Source organism: Kitasatospora sp. NPDC001225 (assembly GCF_053597855.1).
Genome location: NZ_JBSFJC010000026.1, coordinates 24,308 through 49,359 on the forward strand (window position 1 = coordinate 24,308; position 25,052 = coordinate 49,359).

Genomic DNA, 25,052 nt, shown 5'->3' on the forward strand with positions numbered 1-25,052 from the left:
GACGTGGGGGATTCGTTACTGATAACAATCTCCGATCAGACACATCCAGTGTAGCTATTTCCCTGATCAGTCCACGATGTGGAACTGTGAGCGGTGTCCGGATTCCGGACAAAGCTCCCCTCATCTCACTTCAGGAGAAGCGAACGTGCTCACGATCGGTGACAAGTTCCCCGAGTTCGACCTCAAGGCCTGTGTCGACCTGGATGCCGCGAGCGCCTTCGCCGACATCGACCACAAGTCCTACGAGGGCAAGTGGAAGGTCGTCTTCTTCTGGCCGATGGACTTCACCTTCGTCTGCCCGACCGAGATCGCCGCGTTCGGCAAGCTGAACGACGAGTTCGCCGACCGCGACGCCCAGATCCTCGGCGTCTCCGGCGACTCCGAGTTCGTGCACCACGCCTGGCGCAAGGACCACAAGGACCTGCGCGACCTGCCCTTCCCGATGCTGGCCGACATCAAGCACGAGCTGATGCGCGCCTGCGGCGTCGAGGGCGAGGACGGCACCGCCCAGCGCGCCGTCTTCATCGTCGACCCGAACAACGAGATCCAGTTCGTCATGGTCACCGCCGGCTCCGTCGGCCGTAACCCCAAGGAGGTCCTGCGGGTGCTGGACGCCCTGCAGACCGACGAGCTGTGCCCGTGCAACTGGAACAAGGGCGAGGACACCCTCGACGCCCAGGCCCTGCTGGCGGGCTGACCCATGGCTCTCGACGACCTGAAGGCCGCCCTCCCGGACTACGCCAAGGACCTCAAGCTCAACCTGGGCTCGGTCATCGGCAACTCCGACCTCCCCGCCCAGCAGCTCTGGGGCACCGTGCTGTCCTGCGCGATGGCCACCCGCAGCCCCGGCCTGCTGCGCGAGCTGGAGCCCGAGGCCAAGGCCAACCTCTCCCCGGAGGCGTACACCGCCGCCAAGGGCGCGGCCGCGATCATGGGGATGAACAACGTCTACTACCGGACGCTGCACCTGCTCTCCGACAAGGAGTACAGCACGATGCGGGCCGGTCTGCGGATGAACATCATCGGCACCCCGGGCGTCGAGAAGGTCGACTTCGAGCTCTGGTGCTTCGCGGTCTCGGCCATCAACGGCTGCGGCCAGTGCCTCGACTCGCACGAGGCCGTGCTGCGCAAGGCCGGCGTCGAGCGCGAGGTCGTCCAGGCCTCGATGAAGATCGCCGCCGTCCTCCAGGCCGTGGCCGGCGTCCTCGACTCCGAGGCCGCCCTGGCGGACGTCACCGCCTGACGCACCCCGGCACCCCGACGGGCCCCTCCCGGACACCATGTCCGGGAGGGGCCCGTCGTCGTTCTCCCGCACCGGTCGCCCCGGCACGGCGGGGGGTCAGTCGGTGGCGGGCGCGGCCGACGGGGCGGGGTGGGCGGCCGCGGTGCGCTCGGCGGCGGGTTCGGCCGTGCGCCCCGCCGTGCGCTCGGCGGCCTCACGGGCGGCTTCGAGCGCGGTGAAGACGGCCTGGCCGGCCTCGTTGCGACGGCGCAGGTGGGCGACCACGGTGTTGGTGACGGCGATCAGCGGGACGGCGACCACCGCGCCGCCGATGCCGCCGATGATGCCGCCGGCCGCGACGCCGAGCACGACGCCGAGCGGGTGGACCCGGACGGCCCGGCCGAGGATCAGCGGCTGGAGGATGTGGCTCTCCACCTGCATCACCGCGACCAGCACCACCAGCACCATCAGCGCCGTCCACGGCCCCTGGGTGACCAGCGCGATCAGCACCGCCACGGTGCCGGTGATCAGCGCGCCGACCAGCGGGACGAAGGCGCCCAGGAAGATGATCACGGCCAGCGGCAGCGCCAGCGGCACGCCCAGCAGGTCGACGCCGATGCCGATGCAGAGCGCGTCGATGAAGGCCACGCAGACCGTGCCGCGCACGTAGGCGGTGAGCGTCGCCCAGGCCTTCGGGCCGGCCCCGGCCATCGCGAACCGGGAGTGCCGGGGCAGGCCGCGCAGCGCCCAGTTCCAGATCTTCGCGCCGTCGTAGAGGAAGAAGAAGGTGGTGAAGAAGGTCATCAGCAGCGCGGTCAGCACCTCGACGGCGATCTGCGCGCCGGTGATCGAGGCCGAGGTGAGCTGATCGGTGTTGGTGGTGATGGCCTTGGTGATCTGGTTGGCGAAGTCGGTGATCTGCTGCTGGGTCAGGTGCAGCGGCCCGGTGACCAGCCAGTCCCGCAGCTGGTTGACGCCGGTCTTCACCTGGGTGGTGACGTCCGAGAGGTTGGTCGACACCTGCCAGACGACGAACCAGCCGACCAGCCCGATCCCGGCCAGACCACTCAGGAAGACCCCGCCCGCCGCCAGCGAGCGCGGCACCCCGTGCCGGCGCAGCCAGGAGACCGAGGGCTCCAGCAGCGCGGTGATCAGCAGCGAGGCCAGCACCGAGAAGGCCACCAGCCGCAGCATGTCGACCACGTAGAAGACGACGTAGAGCGCGGCACCGAGCAGCAGCAGCCGCCAGGTCGACTCGGCGGCCACCCGCAGGCCCCACGGCACCGCCTCGGCGGGCGTGGCCGGGCGGCCGGGGTGGTACTCCCGCCCGAGCCCGACGTGCGCGGCCGGGGCGGCCGGGGCCGGTTGGGCCGCCGGAGCCGTCGGGGCGGGCGCGGCGGACGGCGGGACCGGCTCGGCCGCCGGGGCCGGGTCGGCCTGCGGCACCGGAACGGCCCGCGGGACCGGGACGGGGCCCGGCGCCTCGACGAGTGCCGGGACGTGCCCGTCCACGAGCGCCGGCACCGGCCCTTCGGCCAGTGCCGGGAGTGCCGGTTCGTGCGGGTCGGCCGCCATCGCGGCACGCCGGCGCCGTTCGATCACGGCGGCCGCGCTCGCCACCACGGCCATGCCCTTGGCCACGGCCTTGAAGGCCTTTCCGCCCCGCGCCATCCTCGCTACCACCGCTCCCCTGCCGAACCCGCCGTGTCCGGCGGTACGCCGCGGGTCCTGCCGCGGCCGTCAGGGATGACGCTACCCGCCGGAGGAGCGGCGAGTCCGGTCGCCGGTCCGTTCGACTTGAACCGTCCATCCCGATGAACCGGACAAAACGCAAGGTTCCATGCGGTTTCGGACACGGTTCATCGGGGAGGAGTCGGGACGAGACCCCGGAGCCCAACCGCCGAGGTCGCCCCACGGCCAACTGCCGGCGGACCGGCCGGTGCGGGGAGCAACCAGGACCCCTCCCCGCGCCCCGCGTCCGCAACCGGGGCCGCACCGCCCGAGGGCGCACTGGTCAGCGCCGCCCGGGCGGCGCGGTCCGCCCCCTCGCCGCGAACCGGAGAGAACAGCCGGGCCGGAGAACGCCACGGCCCCCGGTCGCTCGCCCGAGGAGGGCGAACGGCCGGGGGCCGGGTGGAACCGCGCCGCCGGAGCGGCAGCCGTTTCCTAGTACCAGTTGTGCGCCTGCCAGAACGACCACGCACCGCAGGGGCTGCCGTAGCGGGAGTTCATGTAGCCGACGCCCCACTTGATCTGGGTGGCCGGGTTGGTGCGCCAGTCGGCACCGGCCGAGGCCATCTTGGTGCCGGGCAGCGCCTGGACCAGACCGTAGGCGCCGGAGCTCTTGTTGGTCGCGGTGTAGTCCCAGCCGCTCTCGCGCTTCACGATCTGGCTGAAGCACTGGAACTGCGCGTCGTTGCCGACGATCTGCCGGGCCAGGTCCTGGACCGAGCCGGGGCTGACCGAGACGGGCGGCGCGCTGTCCTCCACCGCGCTCATCGCGGAGCGGGACTTGGAACGGTTCGCGGCGGCCTCGTCGGCCTTGCGCTTGTCGTCCGCGGCCTTGGCGGCCTTCTCCGCGTCGGCCTTGGCCTGGGCGTCGGCCTTCGCCTGGGCGTCCGCGGCGGCCTGCTGGCGCGCGGCCTCCTCGGCGGCCTTCTGCTCCGCGGCGGCCTTGGCGGCGGCGTCGGCGGAGGCCTGCTGGGCGGATGCCTGCTGGCCGATGTTGTCACTGATGGTCTGCGCCTGGGCGCCAGAGGGGACTTCGGCAAGCAGGGTCGCGCCCGCGACGTCGACCGTCTGCGTCGTCTTGCCCTCGCTGCCCGAGGCCATGCCCACGACGGCACCGACAGCGGTGACGGCGGTGGCGGAGGCCACAGCGACTCCCCGGACCGAGATCCGAGTCACATGGATTCCTTCCAGCATCGCCCACGCGTGACCGTACGGGCGCAACATGCCCCTTGACACTGACCTCCGCACGGTGCACTGGTCACGGGAGGTGCTGGCCCGGCGTCCGGCCGAGGTGAGTCGACCAGGCGTTGGAATCGGGCGGCGTACGGCTCAACGTTCTTCAATTGTGCGTCCACCGACCGGAGTTGGTGGACCTTCCGGGGCCTGACCTCCGGTGGCCGGAAGCCCTGCCGCGCCGTACGCGGGGCCTGACAGAACCCTCACCATGCCGCACCGGGTACGGTCGACGCAATTCCCGCCCGCGTGGCGCATGTCACATTCACCGCACGGCAGTTCCCCGGACGGAAAGCACTCGATGTGATGAAACGGACGGGGCCCGCTCCCTCAGGAGCGGGCCCCCGGCCATGAGTTGACCGTATTGTCCGACTATGCCCTCGGAGGGCGGATCACGGGTGGATGTCCTCCAGCATCTCCGTGACCAGCGCCGCGATCGGCGAACGCTCCGAGCGGGTGAGCGTGATGTGGGCGAAGAGCGGATGACCCTTCAGCTTCTCCACCACCGCCACCACGCCGTCGTAGCGGCCCACCCGGAGGTTGTCCCGCTGCGCCACGTCGTGGGTGAGCACCACCCGCGAGCCCTGGCCGATCCGGGACAGCACCGTCAGCAGGACGTTCCGCTCCAGCGACTGCGCCTCGTCCACGATCACGAAGGCGTCGTGCAGCGAGCGCCCCCGGATGTGGGTCAGCGGCAGCACCTCCAGCATCCCGCGGGAGATGACCTCCTCGATCACGTCCGGGGTGGTGACGGCGGAGAGGGTGTCGAAGACCGCCTGCGCCCAGGGGCCCATCTTCTCCGCCTCGGAACCGGGCAGATAGCCCAGCTCCTGCCCGCCGACCGCGTACAGCGGCCGGAAGACCATCACCTTGCGGTGCTGCCTCCGCTCCAGCACCGCTTCCAGCCCCGCGCACAGCGCCAGCGCCGACTTCCCGGTGCCGGCCCGGCCGCCCATCGAGACGATCCCGATCTCCGGGTCGAGCAGCAGGTCCAGCGCCACCCGCTGCTCGGCGCTGCGCCCGCGCAGCCCGAACGCCTCGCGCTCCCCGCGCACCAGCCGCACCCGGCCGTCGCCGGTCACCCGGCCGAGCGCGCGGCCGCGCTCCGAGGTCAGCACCAGTCCGGTGTGGACCGGCAGCTCGGCGGCCCCGTCGACGTCCACCCCCGCGTCGTGGCCGACCGAGAAGAGCGCGTCCACCTGATCGGCCGGGACGTGCAGCTCGGTCATGCCCGTCCAGCCGGAGGTGATCGCCAGCTCGGCCCGGTACTCCTCGGCGAGCAGGCCCACCGAACTGGCCTTGATCCGCAGCGGCAGGTCCTTGGACACGACGGTGACGTCGTAGCCCTCGGCCTGGAGGTTGCGGGCGACCGCGAGGATCCGGGTGTCCGCCTCACCGCCGCCGGCCCGGTAGCCGACCGGCAGTATCGACACGTCGGAGTGGTTGAGCTCGACCCGGATGGTGCCGCCGAGCTCGCCGACCGGGATCGGCTCGTCGAGCCGACCGTGCCGGATGCGGTAGTCGTCGAGCAGCCGCAGCGCCTGGCGGGCGAAGTAGCCCAGCTCCGGGTGGTGCCGCTTGGCCTCCAGCTCGGTGACGACCACCACCGGGAGGACGACCTCGTGCTCCTCGAAGCGGGTCATGGCGAGCGGGTCCGCCAGGAGCACGCTGGTGTCGAGAACGTACGTGCGCCGGTCTGGTGTCCGGCGGCTCTTGGAACTGACCACTAGGCCTCCAGAGCGGATGACCCTGCGTCATCCGCGGCAAGCCGGCCCCCGCTGCCCCGGTGGCCTCGGGACCGGACTGACTGGAGTATTCCCAGGCGGGGAACGGTGCATTCGCGCCCCCGGCGAACTGACGGATCATTGCCGGTGAACGTTTGGCCTCGCCCGGGCGCCGGGTAGGCCAGGCCTACGGCGGTCATTTCCTCCGGACGGCCGGACCTGGGACGACGGCCCCCGGACACGGGGTCACCGCCCCAGAGGGCGCGGGGCACCGGCCCCGGGGACGCCGGGCCGGAACCGGCCGATCCGGGACTACAGCCCCAGCCGCCGGTGGCGCTGCTCGTAGGCGCGCAGCGCGCGCAGGAAGTCGACCTTGCGGAAGGCCGGCCAGTACGCCTCGCAGAAGTAGAACTCGCTGTGCGCGCTCTGCCAGAGCAGGAAGCCGGACAGCCGCTGCTCGCCCGAGGTGCGGATGATCAGGTCCGGGTCGGGCTGGTTGCGGGTGTACAGGTGCTCGGCGATGTGCTCGACGGTCAGGACCTCGGCCAGTTCCTCGATCGAGGTGCCGCGTCCGGCCTGCTCCTGGAGCAGCGAGCGGACGGCGTCGGCGATCTCGTGCCGACCGCCGTAGCCGACCGCGACGTTGACCGTTATCCCGTCGATGTCGGCGGTCTGGTCGGCGGCCCGCTTGAGCACGTCGGCGGTGTGCTGGGGCAGCAGGTCCAGCGCGCCGACCGGGTTGACCCGCCAGCGGCGGGCGGCGGCCAGGCCGGTGACGGCGTCCTCGATGATGCCGAGCAGCGGGACGAGCTCGTCGGCCGGGCGGTCCAGGTTGTCGGTGGAGAGCATCCAGAGGGTGACGACCTTGACGTGGGTCTCATCGCACCAGCCGAGGAACTCGCTGATCTTGTCGGCGCCGCGCTGGTGGCCGTACGCGGTGGAGCCGCCCGCCGCCTTGGCCCAGCGGCGGTTGCCGTCCAGGATCACGCCGATGTGGCGCGGGGTGCTCGCGAGGTGGACCTCGACCCGTCGCCCGTAGAGCCCGTACATCCCGCCGAGCAGGGTGCGCAGCCCCGGCGTCCGTTCGGCGACATCGCGCAGACCCATGTTTCCCGGCCCCTCCGTGCTCGTTGCAACTGGTGCGTCTCCGCCCCCGGCGCAGCCTACTCCGGCGCGCAGGTGCACAGTAAAGCCGCAGGTAGCGGTCTGGTCACGGTCCTGTACGAAGTCTGTCCCGACGGGCGTGTCGGGGGTCCTCCGGACGGGTGGCGGGGCCTCCGCGGGGCCTCCGCGGGGCCGCCGCGGGGCCTCCGGGGCGCGGACACGGAACGGTCTCCGAATCCTTAACGGAACCGTAAGCCGTTCTTCCGATGCTTGACGACCAGCAATGGTCTAGTCCAGCTTTTGATCCGGGACGGAACGATCCTCCTGCTCCGCCCCGCAGGCTCACTTCGGACCTCCCCTCCCCCACACGCGGCCGCCGCGCCCCCCACCGCGGCGGCCGCTCCTCCCCCAGGAGCGTCACCCCATGGCCCGTACGCTGAACCAGCCTTCGCACAAGCGCCGGCGCAGCCCCCTCCCGGCCGTCGCGGCCGGCGCCACCGCCCTCGCCCTGGCCGGCGGCGGCCTCGCCCTCTTCGCCGGCGGTGCCAGCGCGGCGGTCGGCAACCTGGTCGCCAACGGCGGCTTCGACGGCGGGCTCGGCGGCTGGACCTGCACCGGCGCCGCGACCACGGTGTCCTCCCCGGTCCACTCCGGCACCGGCGCGCTCCAGGCCACCCCGGGCGCCGGCGACACCGCCGAGTGCGCCCAGACCATCAGCGTGCTGCCCAACACCAGCTACACGCTGAGCGCGTGGGTCCAGGGCCCGTACGTCTACCTCGGCGCGCGCGGCACCGGCGGCACCGACCCGTCCGTGTGGTCGAACCAGAACAGTTGGAACCAGCTGTCCACCACCTTCACCACCGGGGCGAACGCCACCAGCGTCACCGTCTACCTGCACGGCTGGTACGGCCAGAGCGCCTACCTCGCCGACGACGTCGCACTGGTCGGCCCCGGCGGCACCGGCACCCCGTCGCCGACCGCGACCCCCACGCCGACCCCGACGCCGACGGCCACCGCCTCCCCCACGGCCACCGCGACGCCCACCCAGACGGCGACCCCGACCCCCACCGGGACGCCCACCCAGACCCCGACGGCGACCCCCACCGCCACGCCGACCAGCACCACCCCGCCGGTCACCGGCCTGCCCGCCCACGCGGTCACCGGCTACTGGCAGAACTTCGACAACGGCTCGACCGCGCAGCGGCTGAGCGACGTCCAGAGCGCGTACGACATCATCGCGGTGTCCTTCGCCGATGCCGTGCCGACCAGGACCGGCGCGATCAGCTTCACCCTGGACCCGGGCCTGTCCAAGGCCCTCGGCGGCTACACCGACGCCCAGTTCCGCGCCGACGTCAAGGCCAAGCAGGCGGCCGGCAAGAAGGTCATCCTCTCCATCGGCGGCCAGAACGGCGCGATCACCGTCGGGGACGCCACCGCCGGCGCCAACTTCACCAACAGCGCCTACGCGATCATCAAGGACTACGGCTTCGACGGCATCGACGTCGACCTGGAGAACGGCGTCCAGGCCGGTCCGCTCGGCGACGCGCTGCACGCCCTGCAGGCCAAGGTCGGCCCCGGCTTCGTCCTGACCATGGCCCCCGAGACCATCGGGATGTACAACACCTCCGGCGCCTACTTCCAGCTGGCGCTGAAGACCAAGGACATCCTCACCGTCGTCAACACCCAGTTCTACAACTCGGGCGGCATGAACGGCTGCGACGGCAAGGTCTACAACCAGGGCACCATCGACTTCATCACCGCGCAGGTCTGCACCCAGATCCAGGGCGGCCTGCGGCCGGACCAGGTGGGCATCGGCGTCCCGGCCTCCAGCCGGGCGGCGGGCGGCGGCTACGTCTCGCCGACCGTGGTGAACAACGCGCTGGACTGCCTGGCCACCGGTAACAACTGCGGCAGCTTCGTGCCGCCGGCCAAGTGGCCGACCATCCGCGGCGCGATGACCTGGTCGACCAACTGGGACGCCAACAACGGCAACGCGTTCTCCAACACGGTCGGCCCGTTCGTCCACAAGATGCCGTGACGGCCGGGAGGCCGTGACCCCCTAGAGCCCAACTCCCCCGGCGCGCCGCTCCTTGAGGGTGGGGCCTGCGCGTCGGCGGCGGGGCCCGTCGTACCGACCGGTACGGCGGGCCCTTCCGTTTCCCCTGTCCCCTCTATTAGGGGCGGGGTCCGGCGGGGGCGGTGGCGGGGTCCTCCGGGGCCGGGAGCAGGGTGGACCGGAGGCCGGGGCGGCTCCCGGTTGGCGCCTGGTACGGCTCCGCTCACCGCGCCAGGACCGCGGTGAGCGCGCCGAGCAGCAGGAACGGGCCGACCGGGAGGTCGAGCCCGCGCACCGGGCGGCGGCGGGCCAGCGCGGCGGCGGCCCGCAGGGTGCCCCACAGCCCGGCGAGCACCATCGCGGCGAACAGCCCGCCGAGCGCCACCGACCAGCCGAACCAGCCGAGCAGCCCGCCCAGGGCGAGCCCGAGCGGGGAGTCCCCGGGGCCCAACGCGCCCAGCCAGACGGCCAGTTCGAGGACGCCCCCGACCGCCAGCGCGACCAGCAGGCAGCGCAGCAGCGCGCCCGGGTCCCGCTCGGCCTGCGCCGCGACCAGCAGCAGCGCCGCCACCCCGCCGAGCAGCGGCACGGTCAGCCCGTACGGCAGCCGGCGCACCCGCGCGTCGACGAAGCCGAGCGCCACGCCGAGCGCCGCCGCCCAGCCCAGGGCCAGGGTCACCACCACCAGGCGGTCCGCCGCGTACGCCACCGCGACGGCGACCGCCGCCGCGACCGCCTCCACCGTCCAGGGGCCGGCGCCCAGCCGCTCCCGGCAGCCCGGGCAGCGCCCGGTCGGCGGCAGCAAGCGCACCGCGCGCCCGCAGGACGGGCAGGCCTCGCACCAGGGCTCGCCCTCCGGCACCGCGAAGCGGGCGATCCGCCCGCGCAGCGGCGGAGCCGCCAGGAGACCGACCAGCACCGCCGCGACCACGACCGGGACCACCGGCGCACCCCCTCCTCGACCGACACGACCGACACGACCGGCCACATCCTCCCGCGCCGGGCGTGTGCCGTCCGTCTCGTTCCACGGAACGGCGCGGCGGCGCTCCTCGCATACAGGAGCATTCCGGACATTCGACTGCCGGTTCACAAGGCCGCCCGCCGCCCTCGCCTGCCGATCCAAGGGGGCCGTTCCGACCCTCCGAAGCACCCCCGCGGAGACCCGCCGCACGGCCCCTCCGTACCCCTAAAGTAGGCGGACATGCAGGTCATCCAGTCCAGCAAGCTCGCCAATGTCTGCTACGACATCCGCGGACCGGTACTCGACGAGGCGATGCGGCTGGAGGAACAGGGCCACCGCATCCTCAAGCTCAACACCGGCAACCCGGCCACCTTCGGTTTCGAGGCGCCCCCGGAGATCCTCCAGGACATCCTGCGCAACCTCGCCACCGCGCACGGCTACGGCGACTCCAAGGGCCTGCTCTCCGCCCGCCGCGCGGTGGTCATGCACTACGAGGACCGCGGGCTGCACGGCCTCTCCGTCGACGACGTCTTCCTCGGCAACGGCGTCTCCGAACTGATCCAGCTGGCCATGACCGCGCTGCTGGACGACGGCGACGAGGTGCTCGTCCCGGCCCCGGACTACCCGCTGTGGACCGCCTCGGTCTCGCTGGCCGGCGGCACCGCCGTGCACTACCGCTGCGACGAGCAGTCCGAGTGGTACCCGGACCTCGCCGACATCGAGGCCAAGGTCACCGACCGCACCAGGGCCATCGTGGTGATCAACCCGAACAACCCGACCGGCGCGGTCTACCCGCGCGAGGTGCTGGAGGGCATCGCCGAGATCGCCCGCCGGCACGACCTGGTGGTCTACGCGGACGAGATCTACGACAAGATCCTCTACGACGACGCCGAGCACGTCCCGCTGGCCACCCTGGCCCCGGACCTCTTCTGCGTCACCTTCAACGGGCTGTCCAAGGCGTACCGGGTCGCGGGCTTCCGCTCCGGCTGGATGGTGCTGTCCGGCGACCGGCACCGGGCCCGCAGCTACATCGAGGGCCTGACCGTGCTCGCCTCGATGCGGCTCTGCGCCAACATGCCCGCGCAGCACGCGGTGGCCGCCGCGCTCGGCGGGCGGCAGTCGATCCGCGACCTGGTGCTGCCCGGCGGCCGGCTGCACGCCTCGCGCGACGCCGCGTACAAGCTGCTCAACGACATCCCCGGGGTCAGCTGCGTCAAGCCCAAGGGCGCGCTGTACGCCTTCCCCCGGCTGGACCCCAAGGTCCACAAGATCAAGGACGACGCCCGGATGGTGCTCGACCTGCTGCGCTCCCAGCGCATCCTGCTGGTCCAGGGCACCGGCTTCAACTGGCCCGAGCCGGACCACTTCCGGCTGGTCACGCTGCCCCGGCCGGAGGAGATCACCGACGCGGTGACCCGGATCGGCGACTTCCTGAGCGGCTACGTCCAGCCGTAGCCACCGGGCCCGACGACACCCGGGACGGCTCCTGGGACGGCTCCCGGAAAAACACTACGGCCGGAGTTCCGGCCCGGGCGATCTCCTTGGTCGGGGGAAAATCGCCCGGCGGAACTCCGGCCGTCCTGCCGCTCGGCGGGGCGCGCGGTTCGTGCCGCGCGCCCCGCCGCTACCGCGACTGAGGCTCAGGCTCAGCCGAGGCGCGCGACGAGGTTCCGGTACTCGTCCCACAGCTCCTTCGGGGTGTGGTCGCCGAAGGTCTCCAGGTGGGCCGGCACGAGCGCGGCCTCCTGGCGCCAGATGTCGGCGTCCACGGTGAAGAGCAGGTCGAGGTCCTCCTTGGAGAGGTCCAGGTCGCCGAGGTCGAAGCCCTCGACGGTCGGCAGCACGCCGATCGGGGTCTCGACGCCCTCGCCGGTGCCCTCCAGGCGCTCGACGATCCACTTGAGCACGCGGCTGTTCTCGCCGTAGCCGGGCCAGACGAACTTGCCCTCGGCGTCCTTGCGGAACCAGTTGACGTAGTAGATCTTCGGCAGCTTGGCGGCGTCCGCCTGGGCGCCGACCTTCAGCCAGTGGGCGAAGTAGTCGCCCATGTTGTAGCCGCAGAACGGCAGCATCGCGAACGGGTCGCGGCGCAGCTCGCCGACGGTGCCCTCGGCGGCGGCGGTCTTCTCGGAGGCGATGTTGGCGCCCAGGAAGACGCCGTGCTGCCAGTCGAAGGACTCGGTCACCAGCGGGACGGCGGTGGCGCGGCGGCCGCCGAACAGGATCGCCGAGATCGGCACGCCCGCCTGGTCCTCCCACTCCGGGGCGATGGTCGGGCACTGCGCGGCCGGGACGGCGAAACGGGCGTTCGGGTGGGCGGCCGGGGTGCCGGACTCGGGGGTCCAGTCGTTGCCGCGCCAGTCGGTCAGGTGCGCCGGGGGCTCGTCGGTGAGGCCCTCCCACCACACGTCGCCGTCGTCGGTGAGGGCGACGTTGGTGAAGACGGTGTTGCCCCAGAGCGTCTCGATGGCATTGGCGTTGGTGTCCACGCCGGTGCCGGGGGCGACGCCGAAGAAGCCGGCCTCGGGGTTGATGGCGTACAGGCGGCCGTCGGCGCCGAAGCGCATCCAGGCGATGTCGTCGCCGATCGTCTCGACCTTCCAGCCCGGGACGGTCGGCTGGAGCATGGCCAGGTTGGTCTTGCCGCAGGCCGAGGGGAAGGCCGCCGCGACGTACTTGACCTCGCCGCTCGGCGGGGTGAGCTTCAGGATGAGCATGTGCTCGGCCAGCCAGCCCTCGTCGCGGGCCATGGTCGAGGCGATGCGCAGCGCGTAGCACTTCTTGCCGAGCAGGGCGTTGCCGCCGTAGCCCGAGCCGAAGGACCAGATCTCCTTGGTCTCCGGGAAGTGCGAGATGAACTTGGTGCTGTTGCACGGCCACGGCACGTCCGCCTGGCCCTCGGCGAGCGGGGCGCCGACGGTGTGCACGGCCTTGACGAAGTCGCCGTCCTCGCCGAGCTGGTCCAGCACGGCCTGACCCATGCGGGTCATCACGCGCATCGAGACGGCGACGTAGGCGGAGTCGGTGATCTCGACGCCGTACGCGGCCAGCGGGGAGCCGACCGGGCCCATCGAGAAGGGCACGACGTACATCGTGCGGCCCTTCATCGCGCCGCGGAAGAGGCCCTGCTCGCCCTGGAAGATCTCCCGCATCTCGGCGGGGGCCTTCCAGTGGTTGGTCGGTCCGGCGTCCTTCTCCTGCTCGGAGCAGATGAAGGTGCGGTCCTCCACGCGCGCCACGTCGGACGGGTCCGAGGCGGCGTAGTAGGAGTTGGGGCGCTTCTCCTCGTTGAGCTTCTTGAAGGTGCCCTGCGCCACCAGCAGGTCCGCGAGGCGCTGGTACTCCTCGTCGGAACCGTCGCACCACTCGATGCGGTCCGGCTGGGTGAGCTCGGCGATCTCGCTCACCCAAGCGAGCAGCTGCTTGTGGCGGGTGGGCGCGGATGCGCTGAGAGCAGAGATCTCGTACGACACGATCGCTCCGTTTCACGCCATCTCGGCGTGGAGATGGCGTCGCGGGGGTCTGAGGGTGCTTGCAGCGTAGCTCCGGACTCAAGGCCGGAACGCGGCGAAGCGTCGAAATTGACGCACCCTTTACTACAGCCAGTATGATTACTCATCGGTAACATGTCGACCGACCCCGCGACGGAGTGCGCGGCGCCACACTCCAAATACTCCAAAACGTCTAAGAGTGACGATCGCCACTTCCTACGCGTGAGTAACCTACGGAGCCGTAGGTAGCGGGTAGCATGCTGCGCATGACTGCTGCTGCGCTCGCGGAGAGTGCACTCACGGAGAGCAAGCCGAAGTGGCGCGGCTGGCTGCACGCCGGAATGTTCCCCGCCACGGTGGCCGCCGGGATCGTGCTGATCTGCCTGGCCGACTCCACCCCCGCCAAGATCGCCTGCGCGATCTACTCGGTCAGCGCCTGGCTGCTGTTCGGGGTCAGCGCGGTGTACCACCGCTTCAACTGGGGGCCGCGCGGGGACGCCGTGCTGCGCCGACTGGACCACGCGAACATCTTCCTGATCATCGCGGGCACCTACACGCCGTTCACGATGCTGCTGCTCAAGGGCGCCGACCAGCAGGTCCTGCTCTGGGTGGCCTGGGGCGGCGCGCTGGCCGGGATCGCGTTCCGGGTGTTCTGGGTCGGCGCGCCGCGCTGGCTGTACACACCGGTGTACCTCGCGCTGGGCTGGGCCGCCGCCTTCTTCCTGCCGGACTTCCTGCGCGCCGGCGGGGTCGCCGTCCTGGTGCTGATGATCGTCGGCGGGGTGCTCTACAGCATCGGCGGCGTGGTGTACGGGCTCAAGCGGCCCAACCCCTCACCGCGCTGGTTCGGGTTCCACGAGGTGTTCCACGCCTTCACCCTGGGGGCGTTCATCGTCCAGTACGTCGGCGTCTCGCTGGTGGCCTACAGCACCACCGGGTGACCACCGGTGCCGTACGGCATGACCGGGTGAACACCGATGCCGTACGCCACGGCCGGTCGGCCACCGGTGGCGTACGGCACGGTCGGGTGATCACTGGTGGCGTACGGCACGGCCGGTCGATCCCGGCGCACCCCGACGGGCGGTCGAACGGTCCACGGACCGGACGGCCGCCCGTTCCGCCGTCCAGGGCCGCTCGTACGGGGCCCGGAGCTGCGGGCGGCGCGGGTAGGCCGCGTGGTCGGCCGCGCCGGCCTCCGGCTGCGGGCCCGGATCCTGCAGCGGCCCGTGCGCGTGGTGCTGCTCGCCGTACCCGTGGTGCTGCTGCCCGCCGTGCGCGTGGTGCTGCTCCCCGTGCGACTCCCGGTGGGGCTCGCGCGGCGGCCAGGCCGGCGCCGGGAGCGCCTCGGGCTCGGGCCACCGCACCGCGCCGACCGCACGGCCCCGCGCCTGCCGGGCGTCCAACGCCTCGCGGGCCCGGCGGCAGCGCTCGCAGTGCGCGGCGTCCGGGATGCCGCGGCGCGGACGGTGCCGCACCGGGGCCGGCCCGCCGCGCATCGCGCGCCAGCGGCGGGCGACGTAGACCATCAGCAGCAGGGTCTCCACCCCGGCGACCGCCAGGACCAGTGGGGCACCCTTGATCAGATAGGCCGCCACCACGGCCAGCGCAGAGCCCACCACCACCGCCGAGCCCCACACCTGGGAGCTCATCTGCTTGTCGTCCGCGTCGGCCACCTCGGTCCCCTTTCCCGGTGCCGGGCTCGTGGTCGGCTCCCGCCGCCCCACCTCTTCTCCGCTCTCGGCACGCGTCGGCCAGCACTGACCGATTGCCACATCGTATCTACCGTCAGTCATGGCCAACCGCCCCCAGGCGGCGAACGACAGATCAACGTTGCGTCAATTCCTTGTGCGGAAGCAGCACTTCCAGGACACATCACGGAACGTGACCACGGCAAGGCGCCCGGCCGGGAGAACCCGGCCGAGCGCCTCTGTGAACCTCTCGCGACCCCGCCCGCCGTCAGCCGCGGCGGACGCCCCTCCGCCGCAGCACGGCACCCGCGCCCACCAGGGCGGTGGCCCCCAGGGCGGCCGCCGCCGTCACGGCCGGCAGTGCCGAACCGCCGCCCGCGGGTCGCGGTGCGACCGCGAGTTGCGGGCCCTCCCCGGGCTGCGGTGCCGTCCCGGACCGCGGCGCGGCCGCGAGTTCCGGCGCGGCGTCCGCCTCGTAGCCGCCGCCCTTGCCCGCCCGGTCGTACGCCGAGCCGGGCAGCTTGTCCCCGTACCGCTGGTGCACCAGCTGCTGGTACGCGGCCAGCGTGACCCCGCCCGCGCCCACCGAGCGCCGCGCCTCGTCGTCCAGCGGCAGCACCCGGCCGTCACGCAGCACGTACCAGGCGTTGACCTGCGGCTCGCGGAAGGCGGTGCCTCCGCCGCTGCCCGCCGCCTTCGCCGCGTAGTCGCTCTCGTCACCGCCCGAGGCGATGTTCACCACCTTCCAGCCGCCGCCCTGTCGGACGGTCCAGACCGAGGCGCTCTGCCCGTCCGCCGCGACCACCTTGCTGGCGGTGAACTCCGGCGTCGCCACCGGTGCGCCGGGGGTACCGGCCACGAAGCCGGGGTCCAGGACGTACACCGGCACGGTGTCGCCGACCAGCCGCGGCGCGGCCTCGCCCGCCGCCCGGGCCTCCTCGGCGGCGCCGATGGTCAGCTGCCGGGTCGGCGGGACGCCCTTGCGGGCGAAGAAGTGGCCGACCTTGTCGAGGACGGCCGGGTCCTGGACCGCGCCGCGGGCCTGCGCCAGCTCGGCGGCGGGCACCGGGGCCGGGGCGGACGGGGAGTCCGCGTGCGCGGCCGGGGCGAGCGCCAGCGCGAGGCCGGCGGCGAGCAGGGCGGTGGCGGTCGCGGTGGCGGCCCGACGGCGGTTCTTGGTCTCGGTCATGGCCGCCCTCACGCGCCGATCCGGTACAGGGAGTGGGTCCACGAGAACGTGTTGTTGTTCACGTAGTACCCGTAGTCCGCCCAGTTGTAGCGGTAGTTGGAGGGCCACGGATCGCCCCAGTAGACCCAGTTGCTCGACGTGTCGTAGCCGTACAGGACGTGCATGTGGCCGCCGCCCGAACTCCACTGGATGCGCGTCTCGATCGGGCGGTCCGCGTTCACCTCGGACTGCACGGTGCCGTAGTTCAGGTACCCGTTGACGTACGAGCCCGGGTTGATGCCGACCCAGTTCAGCCCGTTCTGCACGTCGCCCAGCGTGGCCTGGCTGTTGGGGCAGCTGGAGTTGGCGGAGCGGCCGAACGCGGCGTTGCAGAACTGGTTCTGGCTGTAGTTGTAGCCGAACCAGGTGGCGATGGTGTTCCCGCTCGCCGCCCAGCACCAGTTGGTCTGCTGTTGCTGCTGCATGGTGATGTTGAGCTTCTTGAAGGTGCCGGCCAGGTCGGCCGTGCTGCCGGGCGCGGCGGCCTGGCGGACCTGGTGCGCGGCCCGGTCCTGGGCCTCGGCCTGAGTCTGGGCCTGGGTCCGGTCCTGGTCCTGGTACTGGGCCTGGGCCTGGGCCTGGTACGGGGCCGGCTGCCCGGCCGGGGCGGCGATCGCGGGCGCCGCCACCGCGGCGGTGAGCGCCGGGCCCAGCACGCCGAGGGCGAGCAGCGAGACCGCGCGGCGCAGCCGTATTCGTGGAACTGGCATGGCGGGAAAGCCTCCTTGCACGAGTGGAGCGAGGTGCTGTGTGGGGGCGCGGTCCGGATCGCGCCCCGAGCATCGCGCCTCGTCAGGGACAGGTCAACGGCCCTCCGCGGGGCCCGACTGAGGTGTGAACGGGCGGACGCGGATGTGAACGGCGCCCGGAGAACCACCGCGCAGCAGGCCCGGACCGGTGACAAACCACCGCACCGATGTGAATATTCACGGTCAAACGCCGCTCCGTCCGAGCCGCCCGCACGCCGGTCCGCCCGTCCCCCAGGAGGCCGCCATCCACAAGAGCGACCCAGCCGACCTCGCCGCCGCCCTGCGCACCGGCCCCTTCCACCTCGCCCTGCGCACCGCGATCTCCGCCCGGGGCCTCGCCCTCCACCGCATCCGCCGCCACCTCGCCCTGCGCGGCGTCACCGTCGGCCTCACCAGCCTCAGTTACTGGCAGCAGGGCCGCCGCCGCCCCGAACGCACCGAGTCACTGCGCGCCGTCGCCGCCCTGGAAGAGGTCCTCGACCTGCCCGAGCACTCCCTCACCCGGCTGCTCGGCCCCCGCCGCGCCGCCGGCCCCGCCCCCGCCGGCCCGCCCGTCCGCCCCTACCGCGACCTCATCTCCCCCGCCGTCGCCGTCGACGACCTGCTCGCCACCCTCGCCGGCCCGCGCGACACCGGACTGCACACCATCACCCACATCGAACGCATCCGCGTCGGCCCCGACCGCCAACTCGCCCGCCGCGACTCCCAGCACGCCCTGCGCGCCCACCGCGACGGCATCGACCGCTACCTCGCCCTCTACCAGGGCGACCCGGGCAGCGACATCACCCGCGTCGGCGTCCGCGCCGAGGAGAACTGCCGCCCCGGCCGCATCCGCCGCGACCAGGCCCACCACCTGCTCGCCGCCGAACTCCTCCTCGACCGCCGCCTACGCGCCGGCGACACCCACCTGCTCGGCTACGGCTTCGACGACGCCCCCTCCCCCGACCCCAGCTGCGAATACGTCCGCGGCTTCAACTCCGGCGCCGGCCAGTACGTCCTCCAGGTCACCTTCCACCCCGCCGCCCTCCCCGTCCGCTGCCACCGCTTCGCCCTGCACTCGCCGGGCGCCGCCCCGTACGAGACCGAGGAACTCACCCTCGACGGGCACCACTGCGTCCACCTGGTGGCGACGGCGGTACGGCCGTGCCTCCTGGGGATCCGGTGGGACTGGGAGTGAGGGGGTGGGGGGTCAGTGCGACCAGTACGGGTCGTCGACGGGGTCGCCCATCGTGGCGAGCGATGTCCTGGCGAGTGGGGACACCGGCTCGTATTCGTGGGCGGGCTGGTACAGCACCCCGTAGGCCTCCACCAGGAACTTCACCCGGTACGTCGAGTCCGGCTGTGCCGCCGCAAGGAACAGGAGGAACGTCTCGCCGCCCGCTTCCCCGACCCCGTGCAAGGACTGGATCTCGTCGGAGGGGTTCGACCGATGGACCACGGTGCTTCCGAGTCCCTGCCAGGCCTGAGTCACCTGGTCCATCAGGGCCGGCAGCCTCGTACTCGCGACCGCGGTCCGACCGACGACGACCTCGGTGACCGCCGACACCATGCTCGGCTCGCCGTCCCAGCGGTCCCGTTCCCTGCGCACCTCGAAATAGGCACCCGCGAAGGCCAACGACGGAGAGACCGCCCCCATCGTGGTGCGCAGGGCATGGTCGATCCGCACCTTCGCCGCTCCGGGTGACAGCCGCGACCGCCGATCGGCCAACGCCAGCGGTCCGTACCCGTTGAAGAACAGCACCGAACAGGCGGTCACCACGACGGCGAAGGCCAGCACGACCGATCCGACCAGCTTCCAGCGGGCCCTCATCGGCCACCCGTCACATGGACGTCGCCGCCCTTGCCCGTGACGATGGAGGCGATGTTGCCCAGCGAGGGGCCACCGAACTCCGGGGTGAGGTACTTGGTGTGCGCACCCACGAGGTTCGCCCCCTGGCTGTACTCGGAGACCGTGAAGCGCTTGCCACCGAAGGACTCGCTCGCCGGATCCCGTCCGTACCAGTTCTCGTCCGGGTGAGCGCCGAGGGGCCACGGGACGAGACCTCGGGGCGACGAGGCGTGGGTGACGACGTCGTTGTCCGCCGCACCGGCCCAGACGTGCCCGGGCAGCCGGAGCTCCGAGGCGCGATCCACACCGGTGCCGGGGCTTCCGATGAACACCACATCATCCGGTGGCGTGTAGTTCCCCTGGTGCGTGGCCGCCTTCGTCGCCAGTCCGACCACGACCGAGCCGTAGCTGTGTCCGATCGAGGTGATGTGCGGGCACTGGCCGCTGCTGTTGGTCGTCCGGAGCCCGGTGACGAACCTCGCGTAGTCGGGTGCGCCCTTGACCGCCGCCTTCGGGTCGGCCGCGTTCAGGTCCTCGCCGGGCGGGTCGTAGCCCAGCCAGACGATCGAGGCCACCGAACCGCCGGGCTTGACCTTCTTGTTGGCCTCGCGCCAGACGTTCAGCGCGTTCTCCGACTCGTTGGTGCCCGGCGTGTCCCCGTGCTTGGCCGGGCCGAGAGAACTGGGATCCGTGGTGACGCCGGGAACATAGGCGGCGATGTCGGTGGCGGTGTCCGGGTTCCCGTAGGAGAGGATCGCGCGTCCCTGGCCTTCGGCACCGATACCGATCAGATACGTGCGGGGACGACCGTCCGTCGCCCCGCCGTCCTGATCGAGGCGGTCCCAGATGGGCTGCAGCTTCTTGAGCTCCGCCTCCTCTTCCTTCGTCCGCTGCTTGCCCTTGAGCTCGCTCAGCCGCTTGTCCAGGTAGCTCCGGTTGACCTGGTCCCGCACGTCCGCCGGGATCCCGTCCAGGTTCCCGACCTTCTCCGGGTGGTGGTCGATGAACCACTGCCGGCCCGCCGGGTCGAGGCCGTTCCACCAGCTGTTGACCTCGGTGGGCGGCGCTCCCACGGCCGGCATGTCCCTCAGGTACGGGGCTCCCGACCCGTTCGCCGTCCGCTGGTCGGCCTCGGCGACCGCGAGGGTCAGGCCCGACTTGCTGGTGGCGTGCTGGGTGAAGCCCCTGAGCAGCCCGGCGAGGGTCTGGTCGGCCGTGCCGGCCTCGGTGAGGGCGGCGGTGATCCGCTTGGCGATCTCCTCGGCCGCCGCCTTCTGCTTGGTCTCCCAGTTCGCGTCCACCGGGCCGGTGGGCGCGGGCCAGCTCACCGTGCCGTTGTCGCTGACGGTCAGGCCCTTGGCACCGGCGTCGACGACGGCCTGCCGGAGTTTCGACTGGGCGAGTCCGAAGAGGTCGGCGTAGTCCCGCAGGGTCTGGCCGAGTGCGGCCAGTTCGGTTTCGGCGGCGTGCAGTTGGGTGGTCGTGCCGTCCAGTGAGGGGATCGCGGCGTCGGCGGCCGGTCCGCTCCAGCCCGACCCGTGGACCCGGTCGGTGGTGCCGCGCTTCCAGTCGGCGGTGTGCTGCGCGAACGCCTTGTGGAGTGCGTCGTACGCGTCGCCGGCCGCGTGGAGGTCCCCCGGTCTGGCGTTCTTCAGGCTCGCGAAGTCGAGTCGGCCCGCGCCGGCCCGCTGATCCGGATCAGCCATGAGTGCTCCCCCCGATACTCACCGCTACCATAACCCACGTCTGCCACAGCGGCATTGGGGGAAGAGCGATGGGTGACGGCAAGGGATTCACTGTCAAACCAGGCGAGTTGACCGCCGCCGGGAACAACGCGCTGGCGGTGGCCGGGAAGGTTCCGGAGGAGACGGCGAAGCTCGCGGAGCCAGGCGACAAGGCGGCCGGGGGGCTGGCGGGGTGGCAGAGCGGGGCGGCGCTGCAGGGGTGCGGCACCGCCTGGAAGTCGCTGCTGGACGGGCTCGCCGGCGACATGAAGTCGGCCGGCGGCAACCTTCTCACCTGCGCGCAGACGTACCTCGGCGCCGACCGGTTGCCCGCGCCCGCCACCGCGGCGGCCGCCACCGATCCCTTCGGCACGAAGGTGGCCGGGGTGGCGGGTGTGCATCTGACCAGGGACGCGTAACTCCGTTACCGGGGCCGGAAGTCCACGATCAGGGAGTCCTCCACCGGCAGATAGCCGATCTGCTGGTAGATGGAGTTGCTGGTCGGGTTGGCGAGGTCGGTGTAGAGCAGGACCTCGGTGGCGCCGTGGGCGAGGAGGTGGGCCGAGACGGCGGCGGTGACGGCGGTGCCGTAGCCGTGGCCGCGGCTTTCGGCGGGGGTGTAGACCGGGCCGATGCGGGACATGCCGGCGAGCACCGGGCTGCTGCCGGCCAGGGCGGCCGGGCGGCCGTCGTCCTCCCACAGGTGCAGGCAGCCGTTCGCGGTCCGCTCGTCCACCGCCCTTGGGACGTCGGGGAGTTCGACCTCGACCTCGGCCAGGAACTCCTGGTACCAGCGGATCGCCAGTTCGCGGTCGGCCGGTTCGGCCAGCCGGTGGCGGCCTGCGGGCGGGCGCGGCGGGTCGGTCAACTCGCCGAGCCGGTAGAGCCGTTCGTCGACGCGGACGGACTGTTCGGTGCCGGTGGCCGCCGTCCAGGCGGCGGCGAAGGCGCGGACCGCTTCGGCTCCCCCGCCGACCCCGGTCACCGCGGTGAAGCCGGCTCCGGCGGCGGCCAGGCCGGTCGCCAGCTCGGCGGCCGCGGCCGGCGGCATGAAGGAGAGCCGGGGGGCGAACGGCGGCGTCTGGAGGAAGGCGCCCGCGACCGGACCTCCCTGCTCGGCCCGCCACCAGCCGAAGACCGGCGGCTCGCCGAACACCGTCAGGCCGGACTCGGCCAGCCGGTGCGCGATGGTGAGCAGGACGGTGTTCTCGGCGGGGCGGGCGGCCAGGAAGGCGCCCGCCTGGTCGCGGAACTCGTCGAGGGAGGTGCTGAAAGTCCAGGCCATGGCCCATGGTGGCCCTGGCCGGACCCCGCTCGCCAACGATTATCCGACCGCCGTCGAACCCCTGCCCGCCCCACCGTCGACGGCTTGCCCGCCCCCGCCGGGGCGCCCGCTACTCGACCGCCACGCCCAGCTTCCCGGCCAGTTCCGCCGGATCGGTGGTCGGGGCGTCGCAGGCGAAGTGCCGGCAGACGTACGCCGCGGGGGCGCCGCCGACCAGCGGCCGGTCGGCCAGCAGCGGCACCTCGGGCTCCCCGGGCGCGCCGACCGCGACCACAGCTCCCGGCGCCGTCCCGAGCAGCGCGGCCCGTCGCAGCGCCGCCGTGGCCGGGTCGCCGTCCGGGCCGACCACGGCGACCTCGCGCGGCCCGTCGAGCAGCGCCTCGGCGACGGCGAGGCCCCAGCCGATGAACCGCGGCGCCCGGCCGGCGAGGGCGCCGACCACACCGAGGGCCCGTTCGGCGGCCGTGCGGTGCCGGTCGGAGCCGGTGTACGCGGCGTACGTGAGCAGGGCGCCGGCGGCGGCCGTCCAGCCGGACGGGGTGGCGTTGTCGGTCGGGTCCTGCGGGCGGCGGATCAGCTCCTCGGCGTCGTCGGCGGTGTCGTACAGCGCGCCGGAGGCCTCGTCGGTGAAGTGCTTGAGCACGGTGTCGAGCAGGCCGCCCGCCAGCTGCAGCCAGGAGGCGTCGCCGGTGACGGCGTACAGCGCGAGGAAGCCCTCGGCGGTGTCCGCGTAGTCCTCCAGCACGCCGGCGTTGGCACCGGCCCGGCCGTCCCGGGAGGTGCGCAGCAGCCGGCCGTCGGGGGTGAGGTGGACGGCCAGCAGCAGGTCGGCGGCGCGTTCGGCGGCCTCGACCAGGTCGGGGCGGTCCAGCAGCGCGCCGGTCTCGGCGAGCGCGGCGACGGCCAGGCCGTTCCAGGCGGCGACCACCTTGTCGTCCCGGGCCGGGGCGGGGCGGGCCGCCCGGGCCTCGGCCAGCCGCGCCCGGATCGTCTCGTACTCGGCGAAGTCCTCGGGGTCGGCGAGGAGTTGGAGCACCGAGGTGCCGTGTTCGAAGGTGCCCTCGGCGGTGACGGTGAACAGCCGGGCGGCGGTGGCCGCGTCGGCGGGGCCGAGCAGGTCGACCAGCTGGCCGGGCTCCCACACGTAGTACGCGCCCTCGGCGGACTGCCCGGTCTCCTCGTCCAGGCTGTCGGCGTCCAGGGCCGAGGCGAACGCACCCTCGGGCGTGCGGAGTTCGCGCAGCAGGAAGTCCGCCGTGGAGAGCGCGACCCGGCGGGCCAGGGCCGATCCGGTGGCCCGCCACAGGTGCAGGTAGGCGCGCAGCAGCAGGGCGTTGTCGTACAGCATCTTCTCGAAGTGCGGCACCACCCAGCCGGCGTCCACCGCGTACCGGGCGAAGCCGCCGCCGAGCTGGTCGTGGATGCCGCCGCGGGCCATCGCCTCACCGGTGCGGACGGCCATCTCCAGGGCCGCCTCCGAGCCGGTCCGGGCGTGGTGGCGCAGCAGGAACTCCAGCACCATGGCCGGCGGGAACTTCGGCGCGCCGCCGAAGCCGCCACGGCTCTGGTCGAAGTCCCGGCTGAGGGCCACCAGCGCCTGGTGCAGATCCGCCTCGCCGGGCGGGTTGTGGGCACCGGCCGAGTACACGGCGGCCCGCTGGGCGAGATCGGCCCGGATCCGTCCGGCGACCTCACCGACCTCCTCCCGCCGGTCCCGCCAGGCGGCCTCCACACCCTCCAGCACCTGCCGGAAGGACGGCATCCCGTGCCGGGGCTGCGGCGGGAAGTAGGTGCCGAAGTAGAACGGCTCCTTGTCGGGCGTGAGGAACACCGTCATCGGCCACCCGCCCTGCCCGGTCGCGGCCTGCACCGCCTCCATGTACACGGCGTCGACGTCCGGCCGCTCCTCCCGGTCCACCTTGACCGCGACGAACCGCTCATTGAGGTACTCGGCGAGCCCGGCGTCCTCGAAGCTCTCGTGAGCCATGACATGACACCAGTGACACGCGGCGTAACCGACCGACAGCAGAACGGGCACACCGCGGCGCCGCGCCTCGTCGAAGGCCTCCGGCGTCCAGGGCCACCAGTCCACGGGGTTGTCGGCGTGCTGGAGCAGGTACGGCGAGGTCGCGTCCGCGAGACGGTTCGGCATGCCCCCCATCCTCGCGCATCCGGCGGTCGGCGCGCGGCAGGTCAGGCCGGTCCGGACCAGTAGCTGATGCCGAGGTTGGCGTCGAAGGTGCGCATCCGCCCGAGCACCTGGTCGGGGGTCGGGCCGAGGAGTTCGTCGACGATGCGGCCGTCGGCGAGGAAGACGACGCGGTCGGCGTACGAGGCCGCCACCGGGTCGTGGGTGACCATCACGACGGTCTGGCCGAGTTCCCGGACGCACCGGCGCAGCAGCGCGAGGATCTCGGCGGCGGAGCGGGAGTCCAGGTTGCCGGTCGGTTCGTCGGCGAAGACGATCCGGGGCCGGCCGGCCAGCGCCCGGACGCAGGCGACGCGCTGCTGCTGGCCGCCGGAGAGCTGGGCCGGGCGGTGGCCGAGCCGGGCGCCGAGGCCGGCCGCCTCGACCAGGGTGTCCAGCCACTGCCGGTCGGGGGTGCGGCCGGCCAGCGTCAGCGGCAGGGCGATGTTCTCCGACACCGTCAGGGTGGGGATCAGGTGGAAGGCCTGGAAGACGAAGCCCACGTGGTCGCGGCGGAGCCTGGTCAGCTGGCCGTCGCTCAGCCGGGTGAGGTCCGTGTCGCCGATCCGGGCGGCGCCCGAGGTGCAGGACTCCAGTCCGGCGAGGCACTGGAGCAGGGTGGACTTGCCGGAGCCGGACGGGCCCATGATCGCCGCGAACTCCCCCTCCCGGAAGGACACCGAGACCCGCTCCAGTGCCACCACCCGGGCGTCGCCCGACCCGTGCACCTTGGTCAGGTCGACGGCCGACGCGGCGGCCGGGGCGTGGTTCGCGGCGGCCCGGGGGCCTCCGGGACGGGACGGGCCTCCCGCGAGGGACTGGGGCTCGGTCATCGGTGGT

At 72.6% G+C, this 25,052-nt stretch carries 21 protein-coding genes; 7 read left to right on the plus strand and 14 right to left on the minus strand.

Annotation, left to right across the window (positions count from 1 at the left end):
* Positions 1-145 precede the first annotated feature (145 nt).
* Positions 146-697 (plus strand): peroxiredoxin, encoded by a 552-nt coding sequence (locus ACWDCZ_RS11730; RefSeq protein WP_074001325.1) that lies wholly within the window; start codon positions 146-148, stop codon positions 695-697.
* Between the two features lie 3 nt (positions 698-700).
* On the plus strand, positions 701-1,243 hold the full coding sequence (locus tag ACWDCZ_RS11735) for an alkyl hydroperoxide reductase (RefSeq protein WP_049659817.1): 543 nt from the start codon (positions 701-703) through the stop codon (positions 1,241-1,243).
* Between the two features lie 96 nt (positions 1,244-1,339).
* Here the strand turns inward: ACWDCZ_RS11735 and ACWDCZ_RS11740 are convergent, their stop codons facing one another.
* The 4 genes from ACWDCZ_RS11740 to ACWDCZ_RS11755 form a co-directional block, all read right to left on the minus strand.
* Positions 1,340-2,893, minus strand: coding sequence for an AI-2E family transporter (locus ACWDCZ_RS11740; protein WP_387968473.1), 1,554 nt, complete (start codon positions 2,891-2,893; stop codon positions 1,340-1,342).
* A gap of 495 nt (positions 2,894-3,388) precedes the next feature.
* The gene (locus tag ACWDCZ_RS11745; RefSeq protein WP_049657857.1) at positions 3,389-4,129 is read right to left on the minus strand and encodes an aggregation-promoting factor C-terminal-like domain-containing protein; all 741 of its coding nucleotides are present in this window, start codon (positions 4,127-4,129) and stop codon (positions 3,389-3,391) included.
* A 449-nt stretch (positions 4,130-4,578) separates the two neighbouring features.
* Positions 4,579-5,913 (minus strand): PhoH family protein, encoded by a 1,335-nt coding sequence (locus ACWDCZ_RS11750; RefSeq protein WP_049657856.1) that lies wholly within the window; start codon positions 5,911-5,913, stop codon positions 4,579-4,581.
* Between the two features lie 309 nt (positions 5,914-6,222).
* Positions 6,223-7,017 (minus strand): isoprenyl transferase, encoded by a 795-nt coding sequence (locus ACWDCZ_RS11755; RefSeq protein ID WP_181970663.1) that lies wholly within the window; start codon positions 7,015-7,017, stop codon positions 6,223-6,225.
* Between the two features lie 421 nt (positions 7,018-7,438).
* On the opposite strand from ACWDCZ_RS11755, the gene ACWDCZ_RS11760 reads away from it, so the two are divergent.
* A complete protein-coding gene (locus ACWDCZ_RS11760; RefSeq protein ID WP_074001323.1) occupies positions 7,439-9,052 on the plus strand; it encodes a chitinase in 1,614 nt (537 codons plus the stop codon).
* Positions 9,053-9,293: 241 nt separating this feature from the next.
* Here the strand turns inward: ACWDCZ_RS11760 and ACWDCZ_RS11765 are convergent, their stop codons facing one another.
* Positions 9,294-10,013: a hypothetical protein gene (locus ACWDCZ_RS11765; RefSeq protein WP_079271861.1), complete on the minus strand. Its 720-nt coding sequence runs from the start codon at positions 10,011-10,013 to the stop codon at positions 9,294-9,296.
* 258 nt (positions 10,014-10,271) lie between these two features.
* Here ACWDCZ_RS11765 and ACWDCZ_RS11770 point away from each other — a divergent pair, with 258 nt between their 5' ends.
* Positions 10,272-11,486: a pyridoxal phosphate-dependent aminotransferase gene (locus tag ACWDCZ_RS11770; protein ID WP_074001322.1), complete on the plus strand. Its 1,215-nt coding sequence runs from the start codon at positions 10,272-10,274 to the stop codon at positions 11,484-11,486.
* Between the two features lie 191 nt (positions 11,487-11,677).
* Here the strand turns inward: ACWDCZ_RS11770 and ACWDCZ_RS11775 are convergent, their stop codons facing one another.
* A complete protein-coding gene (locus ACWDCZ_RS11775) occupies positions 11,678-13,504 on the minus strand; it encodes a phosphoenolpyruvate carboxykinase (GTP) (protein WP_049659026.1) in 1,827 nt (608 codons plus the stop codon).
* A gap of 284 nt (positions 13,505-13,788) precedes the next feature.
* Between ACWDCZ_RS11775 and trhA the strand changes: the two genes are divergently transcribed.
* Positions 13,789-14,463: a PAQR family membrane homeostasis protein TrhA gene (gene trhA / locus ACWDCZ_RS11780; RefSeq protein WP_049659028.1), complete on the plus strand. Its 675-nt coding sequence runs from the start codon at positions 13,789-13,791 to the stop codon at positions 14,461-14,463.
* A 90-nt stretch (positions 14,464-14,553) separates the two neighbouring features.
* Here trhA and ACWDCZ_RS11785 read toward each other — a convergent pair whose 3' ends face one another.
* The 3 genes from ACWDCZ_RS11785 to ACWDCZ_RS11795 form a co-directional block, all read right to left on the minus strand.
* Complete coding sequence (locus ACWDCZ_RS11785; protein WP_074001321.1) at positions 14,554-15,195, minus strand: hypothetical protein; 642 nt, start codon at positions 15,193-15,195, stop codon at positions 14,554-14,556.
* 283 nt (positions 15,196-15,478) lie between these two features.
* Positions 15,479-16,399 carry a hypothetical protein gene (locus ACWDCZ_RS11790; RefSeq protein ID WP_449815849.1) on the minus strand — a complete coding sequence of 307 codons (921 nt, stop codon included), beginning with the start codon at positions 16,397-16,399 and terminating at the stop codon, positions 15,479-15,481.
* Between the two features lie 8 nt (positions 16,400-16,407).
* The gene (locus tag ACWDCZ_RS11795; RefSeq protein WP_449815850.1) at positions 16,408-17,148 is read right to left on the minus strand and encodes a papain-like cysteine protease family protein; all 741 of its coding nucleotides are present in this window, start codon (positions 17,146-17,148) and stop codon (positions 16,408-16,410) included.
* A 283-nt stretch (positions 17,149-17,431) separates the two neighbouring features.
* Here ACWDCZ_RS11795 and ACWDCZ_RS11800 point away from each other — a divergent pair, with 283 nt between their 5' ends.
* Positions 17,432-18,364 (plus strand): hypothetical protein, encoded by a 933-nt coding sequence (locus ACWDCZ_RS11800; RefSeq protein ID WP_049658495.1) that lies wholly within the window; start codon positions 17,432-17,434, stop codon positions 18,362-18,364.
* 12 nt (positions 18,365-18,376) lie between these two features.
* Here the strand turns inward: ACWDCZ_RS11800 and ACWDCZ_RS11805 are convergent, their stop codons facing one another.
* Together ACWDCZ_RS11805 and ACWDCZ_RS11810 are read right to left on the minus strand one after the other, a co-directional pair.
* A complete protein-coding gene (locus ACWDCZ_RS11805; protein ID WP_449815851.1) occupies positions 18,377-18,964 on the minus strand; it encodes a hypothetical protein in 588 nt (195 codons plus the stop codon).
* Positions 18,965-18,993: 29 nt separating this feature from the next.
* Positions 18,994-20,721: an alpha/beta hydrolase gene (locus ACWDCZ_RS11810; RefSeq protein WP_449815852.1), complete on the minus strand. Its 1,728-nt coding sequence runs from the start codon at positions 20,719-20,721 to the stop codon at positions 18,994-18,996.
* A gap of 68 nt (positions 20,722-20,789) precedes the next feature.
* Between ACWDCZ_RS11810 and ACWDCZ_RS11815 the strand changes: the two genes are divergently transcribed.
* Complete coding sequence (locus ACWDCZ_RS11815) at positions 20,790-21,158, plus strand: hypothetical protein (protein ID WP_387821713.1); 369 nt, start codon at positions 20,790-20,792, stop codon at positions 21,156-21,158.
* Between the two features lie 5 nt (positions 21,159-21,163).
* Here the strand turns inward: ACWDCZ_RS11815 and ACWDCZ_RS11820 are convergent, their stop codons facing one another.
* From ACWDCZ_RS11820 to ACWDCZ_RS11830, 3 genes are all read right to left on the minus strand, one after another.
* A complete protein-coding gene (locus tag ACWDCZ_RS11820; RefSeq protein WP_449815853.1) occupies positions 21,164-22,024 on the minus strand; it encodes a GNAT family N-acetyltransferase in 861 nt (286 codons plus the stop codon).
* A 109-nt stretch (positions 22,025-22,133) separates the two neighbouring features.
* A complete protein-coding gene (locus ACWDCZ_RS11825; RefSeq protein WP_449815854.1) occupies positions 22,134-24,176 on the minus strand; it encodes a thioredoxin domain-containing protein in 2,043 nt (680 codons plus the stop codon).
* Between the two features lie 41 nt (positions 24,177-24,217).
* A complete protein-coding gene (locus ACWDCZ_RS11830) occupies positions 24,218-25,045 on the minus strand; it encodes an ABC transporter ATP-binding protein (protein WP_079271858.1) in 828 nt (275 codons plus the stop codon).
* Between the last annotated feature and the right edge of the window lie 7 nt (positions 25,046-25,052).

What these genes read in the sequence shown, in the direction of transcription:
- ACWDCZ_RS11735 (WP_049659817.1), top strand. Translation starts at nt 701, where the DNA reads ATGGCTCTCGACGACCTGAAGGCCGCCCTCCCGGACTACGCCAAGGAC.
- ACWDCZ_RS11740 (WP_387968473.1), bottom strand. Translation starts at nt 2,893, where the DNA reads ATGGCGCGGGGCGGAAAGGCCTTCAAGGCCGTGGCCAAGGGCATGGCC.
- ACWDCZ_RS11755 (WP_181970663.1), bottom strand. Translation starts at nt 7,017, where the DNA reads ATGGGTCTGCGCGATGTCGCCGAACGGACGCCGGGGCTGCGCACCCTG.
- ACWDCZ_RS11760 (WP_074001323.1), top strand. Translation starts at nt 7,439, where the DNA reads ATGGCCCGTACGCTGAACCAGCCTTCGCACAAGCGCCGGCGCAGCCCC.
- ACWDCZ_RS11770 (WP_074001322.1), top strand. Translation starts at nt 10,272, where the DNA reads ATGCAGGTCATCCAGTCCAGCAAGCTCGCCAATGTCTGCTACGACATC.
- trhA (WP_049659028.1), top strand. Translation starts at nt 13,789, where the DNA reads ATGACTGCTGCTGCGCTCGCGGAGAGTGCACTCACGGAGAGCAAGCCG.
- ACWDCZ_RS11790 (WP_449815849.1), bottom strand. Translation starts at nt 16,399, where the DNA reads ATGACCGAGACCAAGAACCGCCGTCGGGCCGCCACCGCGACCGCCACC.
- ACWDCZ_RS11795 (WP_449815850.1), bottom strand. Translation starts at nt 17,148, where the DNA reads ATGCCAGTTCCACGAATACGGCTGCGCCGCGCGGTCTCGCTGCTCGCC.
- ACWDCZ_RS11810 (WP_449815852.1), bottom strand. Translation starts at nt 20,721, where the DNA reads ATGGCTGATCCGGATCAGCGGGCCGGCGCGGGCCGACTCGACTTCGCG.
- ACWDCZ_RS11815 (WP_387821713.1), top strand. Translation starts at nt 20,790, where the DNA reads ATGGGTGACGGCAAGGGATTCACTGTCAAACCAGGCGAGTTGACCGCC.
- ACWDCZ_RS11820 (WP_449815853.1), bottom strand. Translation starts at nt 22,024, where the DNA reads ATGGCCTGGACTTTCAGCACCTCCCTCGACGAGTTCCGCGACCAGGCG.
- ACWDCZ_RS11825 (WP_449815854.1), bottom strand. Translation starts at nt 24,176, where the DNA reads ATGCCGAACCGTCTCGCGGACGCGACCTCGCCGTACCTGCTCCAGCAC.
- ACWDCZ_RS11830 (WP_079271858.1), bottom strand. Translation starts at nt 25,045, where the DNA reads ATGACCGAGCCCCAGTCCCTCGCGGGAGGCCCGTCCCGTCCCGGAGGC.